The following is a 14,789-nucleotide window of genomic DNA, read 5'->3' as shown; positions in this document are numbered from 1 at the left end:
CAGCGACCGAACCGGCTGCTCCAGGATGCGCCGGTTCGGCCGACGGATCGGCGCCTTCGCCGGCCGGGCAATGCATGGCCGGCAGCGGACGCCATCCGCCGACACAATGGGCCGAAGCGGCGTTCGTTCCGGCCTTGATCGGAATTTCAGGAAAACCCGGCAAAAGGCATTTCTTGATCTGCTCGTATCTGGGGCAGCGGCATTCGCGTGCACCGGGAGAAATAGGAACATTTGCCGACATGCGCGGTTTTGCCCTTGACGATTTCGTGACAGGCGACGAAAGCTTGCGCCAACAGTTTTAGCGGGCAGGCGCCCCGGACGAGCCAAACCGGTCTGCACATATCAACGACAGACCTTCCAAGAGAGGGCTGCGGCATCGCCGCAGCCCTCTTCGTTTGAATGGCCCAGGCGGGAAGCGGTTTCCCGATGCCGCAAAACACTTTATGGTGGCCCGAAGCCTCTGGCTGTTGACAAGTAATTTCGTAAAATCAAAGGCTTACGGATCTGGCTCAGGCTCGGCCGGCCTTTGGAGGGCAGTTTGACTCGTTATATCTCGACCCGGGGCGAGGCCCCTGAACTCGGCTTCTGCGACGTGATGCTGACCGGGCTTGCCCGTGATGGCGGCCTGTATGTCCCGGCAACGTGGCCTCAGCTCCCGGCCGAGACGATCGCCGGCTTCTTCGGCCGCCCCTATTGGGAGGTCGCGGTCGACGTGATCCGTCCCTTCGCCGGCGGCGAGATCTCCGATGCCGAGCTCGGCCGCATGGCGAACGAGGCCTATGCCACCTTCCGCCATCCCGCCGTGGTGCCGCTGCGCCAGATGTCGCCGCACCAGTTCGTGCTGGAGCTGTTCCACGGCCCGACGCTGGCCTTCAAGGACGTGGCGATGCAGCTGATCTCGCGGCTGATGGACCATGTGCTCGAAAAGCGCGGTCAGCGCACCACCATCGTGGTCGCCACCTCCGGCGACACCGGCGGCGCTGCGGTCGAAGCCTTCGCGGGCCTCGAGAATGTCGACCTCATCGTGCTGTTCCCGCACAAGCGCATCTCCGAGGTGCAGCAGCGGATGATGACGACGACGGGCGCGGCCAACGTCCATGCGCTCGCCATTGAAGGCACCTTCGACGATTGCCAGGCGCTCGTGAAGGGCATGTTCAACAACCATCGCTTCCGCGATGCGACCTCGCTCTCCGGCGTCAACTCCATCAACTGGGCCCGCATCGTCGCCCAGGTGGTCTACTACTTCACCTCGGCCGTCGCCGTCGGTGCGCCGGCGCGCGCGGTGGATTTCGTGGTGCCGACCGGCAATTTCGGCGACATCTTCGCCGGCTACGTCGCCAAGCGCATGGGCCTGCCGGTGCGCACCCTGCGCATCGCCGCCAACGTCAACGACATCCTGGCGCGCACGCTGAAGACCGGCATCTACGAGGTGCGCGAGGTGCACGCCACGGCGTCGCCGTCGATGGACATCCAGATCTCCTCGAATTTCGAGCGGCTGCTGTTCGAGGCCGGCCGGCGCGATGCCGCCGGCGTGCGCCGTCTGATGGATTCGCTGAAGCAGTCCGGGCGCTTCGTGCTGCCTGACGCAACGCTGGCCGCGATCCGCGAGGAGTTCGACGCCGGACGCGCCGACGAGACCGAGACCGCGGCCGCGATCCGCGCCGCCTGGCGCGAGGCGGGCGAGCTGGTCGACCCCCATACCGCGGTGGCGCTCGCCGTCGCCGACCGCGACACCACCGACACCAGGGTGCCGAGCATCGTGCTCTCCACCGCCCATCCGGCCAAATTCCCCGATGCGGTCGAAGCCGCCTGCGGCCAGCGGCCGCAACTGCCGGCCTGGCTCGATGGTCTCATGACCAAATCCGAACACATGAAGGTGATGAAGAACGATCAGTCCGAGGTTGAGCGGTTCGTGCTGTCGGTCAGCCGCGCCGCAAAGCAGGGAGTTGCCGGATGAGCGTCGAGATTTCCAAGCTTGCGTCCGGCCTCACCGTCGTCACCGACAAGATGCCTCATCTCGAGACTGCCGCGCTCGGTGTCTGGGCCGGCGTCGGCGGACGCGACGAGAAGCCGAACGAGCACGGCATCTCGCATCTCTTGGAACACATGGCGTTCAAGGGCACGACGAAGCGCTCCTCGCGCGAGATCGTCGAGGAGATCGAGGCGGTCGGCGGCGACCTCAATGCCGGCACCTCGACCGAGACCACGTCCTATTATGCGCGGGTGCTGAAGGCCGACGTGCCGCTCGCGCTCGACGTGCTCGCCGACATCCTGGCCAATCCCGCCTTCGAGCCGGACGAGCTGGAGCGCGAGAAGAACGTCATCGTGCAGGAGATCGGCGCCGCGCAGGACACGCCCGACGACGTCGTGTTCGAGCATCTCAACGAGCTCTGCTATCCCGACCAGCCGATGGGCCGCTCGCTGCTCGGCACCGCGAAGACGCTGCGCAGCTTCAACCGCGACATGCTGCGCGGCTATCTGTCGACGCATTATCGCGGCCCCGACATGGTGGTGGCCGCCGCCGGCGCGGTCGATCACGCCCAGGTGGTCGCCGAGGTCGAGCAGCGCTTTGCGAGCTTCGAGGCGACGCCGGGCCCGAAGCCGCAACCCGCCCAGTTCGGCAAGGGCGGCGCCAAGGTGGTGCATCGCGAGCTCGAGCAGGCGCATCTGACGCTGGCGCTGGAGGGCGTGCCGCAGAACGATTTGTCGCTATTTTCGCTTCAAGTTTTCACCAACGTCCTCGGCGGCGGAATGTCGTCGCGGCTGTTCCAGGAGGTGCGCGAGAAGCGTGGCCTCTGCTACTCGATCTATTCGTTCCACGCGCCCTATAGCGACACCGGCTTCTTCGGCCTCTACACTGGTACCGATCCGGCCGACGCGCCGGAGATGATGGAGGTCGTGGTCGACATCATGAACGAGTCCGTGGAGACGCTGACCGAGGCCGAGATCGCGCGCGCCAAGGCGCAGATGAAGGCAGGGCTGCTGATGGCGCTGGAGAGCTGCTCGTCCCGCGCCGAGCAGCTCGCCCGGCACGTGCTCGCTTATGGCCGGCCGCAGACGGTGCAGGAACTGGTGGCCCGGATCGACGCCGTCAGCGTCGAATCGACCCGGGACGCGGCGCGTGCGCTGCTTTCGCGCAGCCGCCCTGCAGTTGTCGCATTGGGCAGCGGCAGGGGTCTGGACACGGCGGTGTCTTTTGCGGAAGGATTGACCCGGGCACGTGCCAAGGCGCGGCTGCATTAGGAGCCGCGCGAGGGAGCACCCGCCCCGGGAAGCATCACCATGGCCCTCTTTCGCCTGCCATCCAGTGGACCCGCCGCCCTCGCTCCGCGCGGCAACGGTCTGTTGCTGCGCGCGCCGCAGATGTCGGATTTCCTGCAATGGGCTCACCTGCGCGAGACCAGCCGCGACTATCTCACGCCCTGGGAGCCGATCTGGCCGTCGGACGATCTGACCCGCTCCGGCTTTCGGCGCCGTCTGCGGCGCTATTCCGAGGACATCGTCGCGGACCGTTCCTACCCCTTCCTGATCTTCCGTGAGCTCGACGGCGCCATGGTCGGCGGCATCACGCTCGCCAATGTCCGGCGCGGCATCGTGCAGGCCGGTACCATCGGCTATTGGATCGGCCAGCCCCATGCTCATCGCGGCTACATGACGGCCGCGCTGCGGGTGCTGCTGCCGACGCTGTTCGGCGAGCTCAATCTGCACCGGGTCGAGGCCGCCTGCATCCCCACCAACGCGCCGTCGATCCGGGTGCTGGAGAAATGCGGCTTCTCCCGCGAGGGCCTTGCACGCCGCTATCTCTGCATCAACGGGGTCTGGCAGGACCACCTGCTGTTCGGCCTGCTGCACGAGGATTTCCGCGGCTGAGCCGCCCGATTCGTGCGGCGCAAATCCCCTTTTTGCTGCCTTGGGTTCGCCGATTTTGGCGATATAACCCGCAAGGCCGGCCGATCGGCCGGAACATTGTCATGGAGTATGGGCGTCGATGGTGAAGGAGCTTCGGTCTTCGCGGACTACGTTGCGGCGGGGGACGGCGGTCGCGCTGGCGTTGTCGGTTGTGCTCGCCTCAGTCTCGCCGGTGGCGGCCCAGTCGCTGAGCGACCGCTTCAAGAGCCTGTTCGGCGGCAAGTCGGACGAGCAGCCCGCCCAGCCCAAGCCGGCGCCCGCGCCCGGCCAGCCCGCGGCCGACGACGACGTCGATTGCCCGCAGGTCACGGTGCGCGCCGGAGCCTCCACCTACGCGGTCGGCGCCGGCGGCAAGCCAGCCACCGGCAATGAGGTGCGTTTCCAGGCCACGATCACCAAGATGGCGCGTGAATGCATCCGCAGCGGCGGGGACATCACGGCCCGGATCGGCATCCAGGGGCGCGTCATCGCCGGTCCTGCCGGTGCGCCTGCCACGGTCGAGGTTCCCCTGCGCGTCGCCGTGGTGCAGGGCGGCGTCGGCGAGAAGGTGATCGCCTCCAAGGCCTACCGGACCACGGTCGAGATGTCGGAGGGCGGCAGCGTGCCCTTCACCATGGTCATCGAGGATCTGGTCTATCCGGTGCCGTCGGCTGCGACCGCCGATTCCTACATCTTCTACGTCGGCTTCGACCCGCAGGCGCTCTCGCCCGAGCCGAAGGCGCGCAAGAAGAAGTAGGCGGCGAATTCGGCTCTGTAAGGCGCGCGTGGCTTACGCGAAATACCGTGTCAGGATCCCGCGATATACCTTCGTCAGCTTCTCCAGATCCGTGACGGGCACGCGCTCGTCGACCTGGTGCATGGTCTGGCCGACCAGGCCGAATTCGATCACCGGGCAATAGCTCGAGATGAAGCGCGCGTCCGACGTGCCGCCCGAGGTCGACAGCTCGGGCCTGCGTCCCGTCACCTCCTCGATCGCGGACACCGCGAGGTCGGTGAAGGGGCCGGGCTTGGTCACGAACACATTCGAGTTCGACGGCTCCCAGACGATGCGGGCTTTGATGCGGTTGCCGCAAGCCTTGGCGAGACGCGCCTCGACCAGCTCGCGCAGGCTCGCCTGGGTGTGGTTGTCGTTGTAGCGGATGTTGAATTTTGCGCGGGCCTCGCCGGGGATGACGTTGGAGGCCTTGTTGCCGACGTCCACTGAAGTGAATTCGAGATTGGAGGCCTGGAACTGGGCGCTGCCATGGTCGAGCGGCTCGTCGGAGATCGCCACGATCAGCCGCGAAATATCGGGCACCGGGTTGGCCGCGCGGTGCGGATAGGCGACATGGCCCTGCACGCCATCGACATACAGCGTGCCGGACTGCGAGCCGCGGCGGCCGACCTTGATGGTGTCGCCGAGCGTCTCGACATTGGAGGGCTCGCCCAGCACGCAATGGTCGAATTTCTCGCCGAGCTCGGCAGCCCATTTGAGCAGCTTGATGGTGCCGTTGATGGAGACGTCTTCCTCGTCGCCGGTGATCAGGAACGAGATCGAGCCCGCACCGTCTGCGCGCGGCTTGCCGTCATTCGCGGCGAGATGCTCCAGCACCGCGGCGACCGAGCAGGCGATGCCGCCCTTCATGTCGACTGCGCCGCGGCCATGCAGCACGCCGTTCTTCACCTCGCCGGAGAACGCGCCGACGCTCCAGGCGCTCTCATCGCCCGGCGGCACCACGTCGGTATGGCCGGCAAAGGTGATGTGCGGGCCCTCGGTGCCGATGCGCGCGTAGAGATTGTCGACGTCGGCGGTGCCTTCCTCGCTGAAGGTCACGCGGTGACAGGTGAAGCCGGCGGCGCCGAGGGCTTTTTCGAGCACCCCCAGCGCACCGGCGTCGGCCGGGGTTACCGAAGGGCAGCGGATGAGATCGCGGGCAATCGAGAGAGCATCGGTCATGCGCCCCGCTTAACATGCATGCCGCCGGGTGGGCTAGCACTGGGCGGGACAATTTCGATCTCGTGGCTCTGGTCCCAGCTTTTCGCAGGGGGCGCGGAGGATGACGAACTGTCCTCGATCTCAAGAAGCGGATCGGGGCCGAAGCGGTTGTGGCCCGAGGTGCCGGGGCGGCAGAACATTTCCACGAGGCCCCACACCCATAGGATGGAGAAGGGCAGGCTGAGCGGAAGCATCCAGCTTGACTTGGGCAGCAGGTCCGCGAACTGGCCGAACAGGCCGGGCAGGAAGAAGAACGGAACGATCCACCAGCCGCTCCTGTCGCGGTCGTGCAGCCGCTTGATCGCCGTCGCGAGATAGATCCAGAAGAACAGCGCCATGCCGGATGTCTTGAGGATCGCGGTCGCGAGATCGGCGGATGCCAGCGGGTGGGAGGCGCGGGGATCGACCAGCGTGAAGAGGCCGTCGAGACCGAAGTCGAAATCGAGCTCGATGCCGAGCTTCAGGGTGGATCTGGTCCCTGCGAGGATCCCGATGACTTGACCGGCGATCTCCAGCACGCCCGCCAGCAGCGCGACGATCAGCAGCGCCTGCCACAGCAGCGCGCGGTTGATGCGGCCGTCGAAGCGGAACAGGTACCAGGTCCAGTCCATGCGAAAGGCTCCGGGCGGGAGGCGCCGCCCGGAAATTGGTCGCGATGGCAGGAGGGTGGGTTCGATCTCTACCAGACCCGTCATCCTGAGGTGCGAGGCCTACGGTGCAGAGCACCGTAGGCGGAGCCTCGAAGGATGTACGGCCGGGATGTAGCGACTAGCCGGGCCGTCGCCCTTCGAGGGCCGCCGACGAGGCGGCCACCTCAGGGTGACGGGGATAGATTTGGGTTCGCGGCGCGAACTCAATCCCGCAGCAGCTCGTTGATGCTGGTCTTCGACCGCGTGCGCTCGTCGACGCGCTTGACGATGACGGCGCAAGCCGTGCTCGGGCCGATCTGGCCGTTCTTCATCGGCTTGCCGGGCAGCGCGCCGGGCACCACCACCGAATACTCGGGTACTTCACCCATGAAGACCTCGCCGGTCTCGCGGTCGACGATCTTGGTCGAGGCGCCCAGGAACACGCCCATCGCCAGCACCGCGCCCTTGCGCACGATCACGCCTTCGGCGACTTCCGAGCGCGCGCCGATGAAGCAGTCGTCCTCGATGATCACGGGCTCGGCCTGCAGCGGTTCGAGCACGCCGCCGATGCCGGCGCCGCCGGAGATGTGCACGCGCTTGCCGATCTGCGCGCAGGAGCCGACGGTGGCCCAGGTGTCGACCATGGTGCTCTCATCGACATAGGCGCCGAGATTGACGAAGGACGGCATCAGCACGACGTTCTTGGCGATGAAGGCCGAGCGGCGGACGACGGCGCCCGGCACCGCGCGAAAACCGGCATCGCGAAAACGGTTCGGGCCCCAGCCCTCGAACTTCGAGGGCACCTTGTCCCACCAGCTCGCCTTGCCGGGACCGCCACCAATGACGTCCATGTCGTTGAGGCGGAACGACAGCAGCACGGCCTTCTTCAGCCACTGATTGACCTTCCACTTGCCGTCCGCGCCGCGCTCGGCAACGCGCGCCTCGCCCTTGTCCAGGGTCTCCAGCGCCTGGTCCACGGCCTCGCGCACCTCGCCCTTGGTCGAGGTCGAGATGCCGTCACGGGCGTCGAAGGCGCTGTTGATGGTGGATTCGAGGGCGGACAGGGACATCGGGATTTCCTCTTCAGATCGGGAATTTTGATGGGATTGAGGCGCTTTTTCGGGATTTGGAGGGGCGGAGTCAAGGCATACTCCGCCGTCGTCCCGGGGCGCGCGAAGCGCGAGCCCGGGACCCATAGCCACAGGCAGGTGTTTGGCAAAGACTCGGAGTTACCAATCCGGCGCTACAACCACGTCCTGTGGTTATGGGTCCCGGGCTCGCTTCGCGCCCCGGGACGACAGCGGTTATTTGGGCGACAGCTTCGCCAAAAATCCCGCCAGATCGTCCGTGACATGGTCGACATGGGCCGCATCGCGGCCCTCCAGCTCCCAGTCCTCGCGCACCACCTCTTTCGTGCCATCAGGCACCACCAGCACGGTGGTCATGCCGAGCTCGTGCGGGACGGTGAGGTTGCGGGCGAGGTCCTCGAACATCGCGGCGCGGGTCGGATCGACCGCATGGTCCACGAGGAATTTCCGGTAGGTCTGCGGCGCCGGCTTCGGTTCGAACTCGGCGGCGATGATGTCGAACACGCCGTCGAAATGGCCGGCGAAGCCGAGCCGCGCCAGCACCGCATCGACATGGTCGACCGAGCCGTTGGTCAGGATCAGTTTTCGCCCCGGCAGCTTTGCGATGGCCGCGCCGAGTGCAGGATTCGGCTCCAGCGGCGAGTGGTCGATCTTGTGGACGTAAGCGAGGTAGTCGTCGGCGCGGACGCCATGCAGGGTCATCATGCCGCGCATGGTGGTGCCGAAGCGGCGGTAATAGTCCTTCTGGATATTGCGCGCTTCCGCAGGGCTGACGTTCAGCCAGTTGCACACGAACTCGCCGATTCTGGCATCGACCTGCTGCCACAGATTGACGTGATGCGGATACAGCGTGTTGTCGAGGTCGAACACCCAGGTGTCGACGTGGGAGAAGGTGCGGGGTTGGTTCATCTCAAATCTCTCAACGCGTCGTCCCGGCGAAGGCCGGGACCCATACCCACAGGGAGCAGTTTGGCGAAGACTGGATAACTACTAGCTCGCGCCATAACCGGATCCTGTGGTTATGGGTCCCGGCCTTCGCCGGGACGACGGCGGAGTTTGTAGCGTGCACATTCCGATCACATCATCAAAAATCACGGCACCGCAAACCGCAGCGTCCTGCCGCCACTCGACATGTCCACCGCGCCAAAGCCCGCCGCCGCAAAACCGCGCGCGGCGCAATCGGTCTGCTCTACGGTCTCGAACTTGGTCTCGCGCGTGCAGAGCTGCTTGTCGCCGCCCCAGTTCAGCGGCCTGTCCTTCTGCTTGATCGCGCGGTTGTCGGCATCGACCGCTTCGGCGAAGCTGAAGATCTGCTTCGGCTGGCCGCTCACGTCGGGGTGCAGGCACTTGCCGGGATCGATGCGGTACCAGCCGCGGCTGGTCACGGACTTGCCGTCGTCGGTGGCGATCGCCGCCATCACCTTGTGCGGCGTGTCGTTGCACCAGGTGAGGCCGCTTGCCGACGGCGTCTGCGTCGCATCGACCATGGTCTTGAAGAAATTTTGCGACGACACCGTGTCGGAGGACAGCCCGCGGCTCTTCAGGAACGCAGCCAGCGCGGCTTGCGTCTTCGGCCCGTCGACGCCGTCGATGGCGCCGACGTCGTAACCGATGATCACCAGCAGCCGCTGGATGCCGGCGAGCCTTGCCTGCTCGTCGTCATATTCGGAATCCTCCGCGAGATAGGTGACGAGATTGCCGTCGTCGCCTTGCGTCGGCGTCACCTGCGTGAAGGGGACCTGCGTCTGGCCGCTGCGGCATTGCCGCGCGGCGGCGATGACGAAATTGTCCTGCGCCACGCACAGCATGTCCCTGCCGTTCTGCGGGATCGGGGAGGCGCCATAGATGCCGAGCGCGCGGGCGTTGAGCAGGATGCGGTCTGCGGTGAGCGTGCCCTGCACCACCACGCGGCAGGTGGCGGGATCGATCCTGAACCAGCCGCGCGTCGCGGTCGCCGCCTTGTCGTCGATGCCGATCGCGGCTTCGACGACATAGGACATGCGGTTGCAGATCTTGAGGTCGGCGAAGGCGGGGGCGGAGGAGAAGAAGAACGAGACGACCGCCGCCGGCAGCGTCATCAGGAGGCGCGTGAGGGGCGAGCGGCGGGGTCTTACCCCCGTCATTCCGGGATGGTCCGAAGGACCAGACCCGGAATCTCGAGATTCTCCGGTGCGCAATTGCGCACCGTAATTCGCCCTTCGGGTGCTCCGGAATGACTGTCCAAGGCGAGAGCTGTGAATGCCCGGGGCCAGTCCAGCCATGGCGCCGTCCCTCGTCCGCTCGTCCCTCACTTGTGGATCAGCGTCCCCGTGCCCTGGTTTGTGAACAGCTCGAGCAGCACCGCGTGCTGCATCTTGCCGTCGATGATGACGACGCCCTCGACGCCCTGTTCGAGCGCGTAGATGCAGGTCTCGACCTTCGGGATCATGCCGCCGGAGATGGTGCCGTCGGCGATCAGCTTTCGCGCGTCCTTCACCGACAGATCGGGAATGAGCTTCTTGGACTTGTCGAGCACGCCGGGGACGTCGGTGAGCAGCAGCAGGCGCTTGGCCTTCAGCGCGCCGGCGATGGCGCCGGCAAAGGTGTCGCCATTGACGTTCAGCGTCTGGCCGTCATGCGACGTGGCAAGCGGTGCCAGCACCGGGATCAGCTCGTAGCCGATCAGCTGGTTGAGCAAAGTGAGGTCGACCTTCTCGGGGTCGCCGACGAAGCCGAGATCAACCACTTTCTCGATATGCGAATCCGGATCGACCATGGTGCGCGTCGTCTTCGACGCCTTCACCATGTTGCCGTCCTTACCGCAGAGGCCGACGGCCTTGCCGCCGGCGTCGTTGATGTAGCCGACGATCTGCTTGTTGACGGAGCCGGCCAGCACCATCTCGACGACCTCGATGGTCGCGGCGTCGGTGATGCGCAGGCCAGCTGCGAATTCCGAGACGATGCCGAGGCGCTTGAGCATGGTCGCGATCTGCGGCCCGCCGCCATGCACCACCACCGGGTTGATGGCGGTCTGCTCGAGCAGGACGATGTCGCGGGCAAAATTCTTCGCGGTCTCCTCGTCGCCCATGGCATGGCCGCCATATTTGATGACGATGGTTTCCTCGTCATATTGCTGCATGTGCGGGAGCGCTTCGGACAGGATGCGGGCCTGGTCGAGCGGGGAGATGTCGGTCATGTCAAGGTCTCGCTGGCGGGACTGTCGGTGCGCGTTCTATCCGATTGGCGGGCAGGGCGCAAAGCGTGACTGCCATGCCGCTCTCGCGTCCCGGACGCGGTGCGGCCTTGTAGCCCGGATGGAGCGCAGCGAAATCCGGGGCCGGTGTCCGCGGTAAGAACCCCGGATTGCGCTGCGCTCCATCCGGGCTACGGGTTCAGCGCTTCGCCACCACCGCCGCGAGCGTCACCGCCAGCCAGCTCGCAATCATCACCGTCCCCCCGGTCGGTGCCGCCATGGGAAACAGCGAATGGCCGGCAAACTGCCGCAAGCTGAGATCGCCCGCGAACAGCGCGGCGCCGATCACGAAGCCGGACGCCGCAACGAGCCCAATTCCGCCGTGCAGAAGGCCGCGCGCGAGCAATGCCACACCTGCAAGTATGGCCGTTGCATGAAACAGCAGCATGGCGCTTGCGGAGGCGAGCCGGCTGGCGTCAGCGCCGTGGGCAGACGCCGCGGCGAGCGCGACGCCGGCGGCGCCCATCAAGCCGGCAAGCCCGATCAGGAGGCGGTGCGCCATGATCACGAGGTCCGCTCTTCCAGCAGCTTCGCCATCGCGGCACGCAGCTCGGCCATGCCGGTCGCGCTCCGCGACGAGGTCGCGAGCACGTTCGGGAACGCGGCCGGATGTTTGGCCAGTGCCGCCTCGGTCTCGGCGATGCGCGAAGCAAGCTCGGAAGCCTTCACCTGGTCGGCCTTGGTCAGCACGATCTGGTAGCTGACGGCGGAGCGGTCGAGCGTCTTCAGGATTTCCAGATCGACGTCCTTGAGGCCATGCCGGGCGTCGATCAGCACATAGACGCGCGCGAGGCTGGCGCGGCCGAGGAGGAATGTGTGGATCAGCTCGGTCCAGGATGCGACCTGGCTCTTCGGCGCCTTGGCATAGCCATAGCCGGGCATGTCGACGAGGCGCAGGTCCTTCTTCCCGGGGACCTCGAAGAAGATCAGCTCCTGGGTGCGGCCCGGCGTATGCGAGGTGCGCGCCAGCGCGTTGCGCCCCGTGAGCGCGTTGATCAGGCTGGACTTGCCGACATTGGAGCGGCCGGCAAAGGCGATCTCGAGCCCGTCCATCGGCGGCAGCGTCGCAATCGACGGCGAGGCCCAGATGAACTGCCAGTCGCGCGCGAACAGCTTGCGCCCGGCCTCGATCAGCTTCGCATCTTTGTCGTCGGTCATGCGAAGCTCGCTGTTTCCCCGCGTCATTGCGAGCGAAGCGAAGCAATCCAGAAATGCATCCGCGGAGGGATTCTGGATTGCTTCGTCGCTTCGCTCCTCGCAATGACGATTACGTCGCCTTCTTCGCGAACGTCGCCTTGAGATTGTCGAACAGCTCCACCTTCACGCCGTTGCGGCGCATGATGTAGCTCTGCTGGATCACCGAGAGCAGGTTGTTCCAGGCCCAGTAGATCACGAGACCCGCCGGGAAGCCCGCCAGCATGAAGGTGAAGATCAGCGGCATCCAGTTGAAGATGATCTGCTGCGTCGGATCCGGCGGCGTCGGGTTCAGCTTCATCTGGAACCACATCGTGATGCCCATGATGATCGGCCAGATGCCGAGCGCGAGGTAATGGCCGAACACCGGAATCGTGGTCGGATCGAACGGGATCAGCCCGAACAGGTTGAACAGATTGGTCGGATCCGGCGCCGAGAGGTCGTGGATCCAGCCATAGAACTTCGCGTGCCGCATCTCGATGGTGACGAACAGCACCTTGTAGAGCGAGAAGAACACCGGGATCTGGATCACCACGGGAAGACAGCCGGCGACCGGGTTGATCTTCTCCTTGCGGTAGATCTCCATCATCTCCTGCTGCTGCTTCACCTTGTCGTCGGGATAGCGCTCCTTGAGCGCCTGAAGCTGCGGCTGGATCGACTTCATCTTCGCCATCGAGGCGTAGGACTTGTTCGCCAGCGGGAAGAACAGCAGCTTCACGATCACGGTCACGAGCAGGATCGAGATGCCGAAATTGCCGAAGAAGCGATAGAAGAAGTCGAGGCCGAGGAACATCGGCTTGGTGATGAAGTAGAACCAGCCCCAGTCGATCATCAGGTCGAAATGGTTGAGGCCGAGCTCCTTGTTGTAGCCGCCGAGGCCGGCGAACGGGAATACGCCGACCACGCCCGCTTCCTTGGCGCCGGCGAACAGCCGCGCATTCGCCGTCGCGGTGCCGCCGATCGCGACGGTGACGGGATCGAGCAGATAGTCGGTCTGGTAGGTGTGGAGGTTGCCGGACGGGTTCGACGAGAAGCGCGCCTGCAGCTGCGCATTGGTATCGGGCAGCAGCGCCGAGGCCCAGTACTTGTCGGTGATGCCGAGCCAGCCATTGGTGACCTTGAAGTCGACCTTCTTGGCTTCGTCGATCTTCTTGTAGGCGTATTCCTGCAGGCCCTGGTCGCCGAGATAGCCGATCAGGCCTTCATGCAGGATGTAGTAGCCCGAGACCTGCGGCGCGCCGTGGCGCGAGATCAGCGCGAACGGATAGAGCGTGACCGGCGCGTTGCCGACATTGCTCACCTCGTCCTTGATGGTGAAGAGATAGTGGTCGTCGACCGCAATGGTGCGGCGGAAGGTGAGGCCGTCGCCATTGTCCCATTTCAGCACCACCGGCGTCGTCGGCGTCAGGCTGCCGCTGCCGTCCTGCTGCCAGACGGTCTGGGCATCCGGCATCTTCGCCGTCACGCCCGTCGCGGCCACCCAGCCGAACTCGGCGTAATAGGGCTCCGCCGTGCCCGAGGGCGAATAGAGGATGATCGGCGGCGATTTCGGGTCGACCGTTTCGCGGAATTGCACCAGCGCGATGTCGTCGATGCGGCCGCCCTTGAGCGAGATGCTGCCGGCGATCCGCGGGGTGTCGATCTTGACGCGCGGGCTGGCCGCGATCGCGGTCTCGCGGGCAACGACCGGCTGGGCCTGCTGGCTCGCGCCCGGCGTCGACGGCTGCGCGGCGCCGCCCGTCTGCGGCGTCGAGCCCGGCGTCGCGGAAGCGGTCGGCTGCGGCGTGGTCTTCTGGAGCTCGGCCTGCGCCTGCTGCTGGGCGCGCTGCTTCTCCATCTGCGGCACGTTGTAGAAATATTGCCAGGCGATCAGGACGAGGCCCGACAGAATGACGGCGAGGATGGTATTGCGATTGTCGGTCATCTCTAATGTCTCGTCATCAATCCGGTTTGCGGCTGGCAAGGGCAGCGCCCGGCTTTTCGCCGCGCCCCTTCGCAGGTCCCTTGTGGGACCCCTTGGGCGTATGCCGCGCGGGCTTCGAGAAGGCTATGCGCAGATCGTCGAGCATGGTGGCGAAGTCGCGCGAGAGCGCGTCCCTTCGGCCGACCAGGACATAGTCATGATGGGGCTGCATCGATACCGGATCGAGCCGCTTCACCAATTCGCGAAGCCGGCGCCGGATGCGATTGCGCTCGGGGGCGTTGCCGTTCTTTTTGGTGACGGTGAAACCGATCCGGATCGGGCCAAAGTCGTCGCGGCGGCGGCTTTGCAGGACAAACGCGGGACTATTCGCCCGCGCGCCATTGGCAACGGCGAGGAAATCCGCCCGCTGCCTCAGCCGATCCATGATGAAATCCCAAAAAGGGGGTCCGGCTCAGGCGCTCAGACGCTTGCGGCCGCGGGCGCGGCGGGCGGCGAGAACCTTGCGGCCGCCGGCAGTGGCGAGGCGGGCACGGAAGCCGTGACGGCGCTTGCGCACCAGTTTGCTGGGTTGATAAGTCCGCTTCACGGGTTTTTCTCCGCTGACCGGGCAATTTGCCTGTAGAATTGATGGTAAAGTCCGGAAGATGCGGCCCAAAACGGGCCCTTTTCGGCCCCAAGAGAGCCGCTCCCGGCGTCACACCGGGTCATCGCGGACAATTCGCGCGGCTTATAAGGGAGCGTCTTGTTTTCGTCAACGCCGCACAAGCGCACGATTCCGGTGAATATCACTGTTTGTGCGGGGTTTTTAACCGGTGAGGTAGCGACTCGCCGGATCAGC

The 14,789-nt window shown here is 65.6% G+C and carries 16 protein-coding genes; 5 read left to right on the top strand and 11 right to left on the bottom strand.

Annotated features, from left to right (window positions below; all coding sequences use genetic code 11):
* The first annotated feature begins 74 nt into the window (after positions 1-74).
* The 5 genes from N2603_RS42095 (at position 75) to N2603_RS42075 (ending at position 4,645) form a co-directional block, all read left to right on the top strand.
* The gene (locus N2603_RS42095; protein WP_260386816.1) at positions 75-302 is read left to right on the top strand and encodes a hypothetical protein; all 228 of its coding nucleotides are present in this window, start codon (positions 75-77) and stop codon (positions 300-302) included.
* Positions 303-538: 236 nt separating this feature from the next.
* Positions 539-1,957 (top strand): threonine synthase, encoded by a 1,419-nt coding sequence (gene thrC, locus N2603_RS42090; RefSeq protein ID WP_026312582.1) that lies wholly within the window; start codon positions 539-541, stop codon positions 1,955-1,957.
* The gene (locus tag N2603_RS42085; RefSeq protein ID WP_260386815.1) at positions 1,954-3,243 is read left to right on the top strand and encodes a M16 family metallopeptidase; all 1,290 of its coding nucleotides are present in this window, start codon (positions 1,954-1,956) and stop codon (positions 3,241-3,243) included. The genes thrC and N2603_RS42085 overlap by 4 nt, the downstream gene beginning before the upstream one ends.
* 39 nt (positions 3,244-3,282) lie before the next feature.
* Positions 3,283-3,870 (top strand): GNAT family N-acetyltransferase, encoded by a 588-nt coding sequence (locus tag N2603_RS42080; protein WP_018646796.1) that lies wholly within the window; start codon positions 3,283-3,285, stop codon positions 3,868-3,870.
* 118 nt (positions 3,871-3,988) lie between these two features.
* Entirely contained in the window at positions 3,989-4,645 is a 657-nt protein-coding gene (locus N2603_RS42075; protein ID WP_260386814.1) for a hypothetical protein, read from the top strand.
* A gap of 33 nt (positions 4,646-4,678) precedes the next feature.
* Here the strand turns inward: N2603_RS42075 and dapE are convergent, their stop codons facing one another.
* The 11 genes from dapE to rpmH form a co-directional block, all read right to left on the bottom strand.
* Positions 4,679-5,845, bottom strand: a complete 1,167-nt coding sequence (gene dapE, locus N2603_RS42070; RefSeq protein WP_260386813.1) for a succinyl-diaminopimelate desuccinylase — start codon at positions 5,843-5,845, stop codon at positions 4,679-4,681.
* A complete protein-coding gene (locus N2603_RS42065) occupies positions 5,842-6,495 on the bottom strand; it encodes a DUF805 domain-containing protein (protein WP_260386812.1) in 654 nt (217 codons plus the stop codon). The genes dapE and N2603_RS42065 overlap by 4 nt, the downstream gene beginning before the upstream one ends.
* Before the next feature lie 242 nt (positions 6,496-6,737).
* Positions 6,738-7,583: a 2,3,4,5-tetrahydropyridine-2,6-dicarboxylate N-succinyltransferase gene (gene dapD / locus N2603_RS42060; RefSeq protein ID WP_018646792.1), complete on the bottom strand. Its 846-nt coding sequence runs from the start codon at positions 7,581-7,583 to the stop codon at positions 6,738-6,740.
* A gap of 234 nt (positions 7,584-7,817) precedes the next feature.
* Positions 7,818-8,510 (bottom strand): pyrimidine 5'-nucleotidase, encoded by a 693-nt coding sequence (locus tag N2603_RS42055; protein WP_260386811.1) that lies wholly within the window; start codon positions 8,508-8,510, stop codon positions 7,818-7,820.
* A gap of 182 nt (positions 8,511-8,692) precedes the next feature.
* Positions 8,693-9,679, bottom strand: coding sequence for a DUF1036 domain-containing protein (locus N2603_RS42050; RefSeq protein WP_311741586.1), 987 nt, complete (start codon positions 9,677-9,679; stop codon positions 8,693-8,695).
* Between the two features lie 209 nt (positions 9,680-9,888).
* Positions 9,889-10,776, bottom strand: coding sequence for an acetylglutamate kinase (gene argB, locus N2603_RS42045; protein WP_018646789.1), 888 nt, complete (start codon positions 10,774-10,776; stop codon positions 9,889-9,891).
* A gap of 196 nt (positions 10,777-10,972) precedes the next feature.
* On the bottom strand, positions 10,973-11,335 hold the full coding sequence (locus N2603_RS42040; protein ID WP_260386809.1) for a DUF423 domain-containing protein: 363 nt from the start codon (positions 11,333-11,335) through the stop codon (positions 10,973-10,975).
* Positions 11,336-11,337: 2 nt separating this feature from the next.
* Positions 11,338-11,991 (bottom strand): ribosome biogenesis GTP-binding protein YihA/YsxC, encoded by a 654-nt coding sequence (yihA, locus tag N2603_RS42035; RefSeq protein ID WP_260386808.1) that lies wholly within the window; start codon positions 11,989-11,991, stop codon positions 11,338-11,340.
* Between the two features lie 109 nt (positions 11,992-12,100).
* Positions 12,101-13,951 carry a membrane protein insertase YidC gene (gene yidC / locus N2603_RS42030; protein WP_260386807.1) on the bottom strand — a complete coding sequence of 617 codons (1,851 nt, stop codon included), beginning with the start codon at positions 13,949-13,951 and terminating at the stop codon, positions 12,101-12,103.
* Between the two features lie 16 nt (positions 13,952-13,967).
* Positions 13,968-14,375 carry a ribonuclease P protein component gene (gene rnpA, locus N2603_RS42025; RefSeq protein WP_018646785.1) on the bottom strand — a complete coding sequence of 136 codons (408 nt, stop codon included), beginning with the start codon at positions 14,373-14,375 and terminating at the stop codon, positions 13,968-13,970.
* Positions 14,376-14,402: 27 nt separating this feature from the next.
* Entirely contained in the window at positions 14,403-14,537 is a 135-nt protein-coding gene (gene rpmH / locus N2603_RS42020; protein ID WP_008542748.1) for a 50S ribosomal protein L34, read from the bottom strand.
* Positions 14,538-14,789 lie beyond the last annotated feature (252 nt).

This window comes from Bradyrhizobium huanghuaihaiense (assembly GCF_025200885.1).
Lineage (GTDB): Bacteria > Pseudomonadota > Alphaproteobacteria > Rhizobiales > Xanthobacteraceae > Bradyrhizobium > Bradyrhizobium huanghuaihaiense.
Note: the sequence above shows the minus strand (reverse complement) of the source record. Positions and strands in the feature narration are given on the sequence as shown.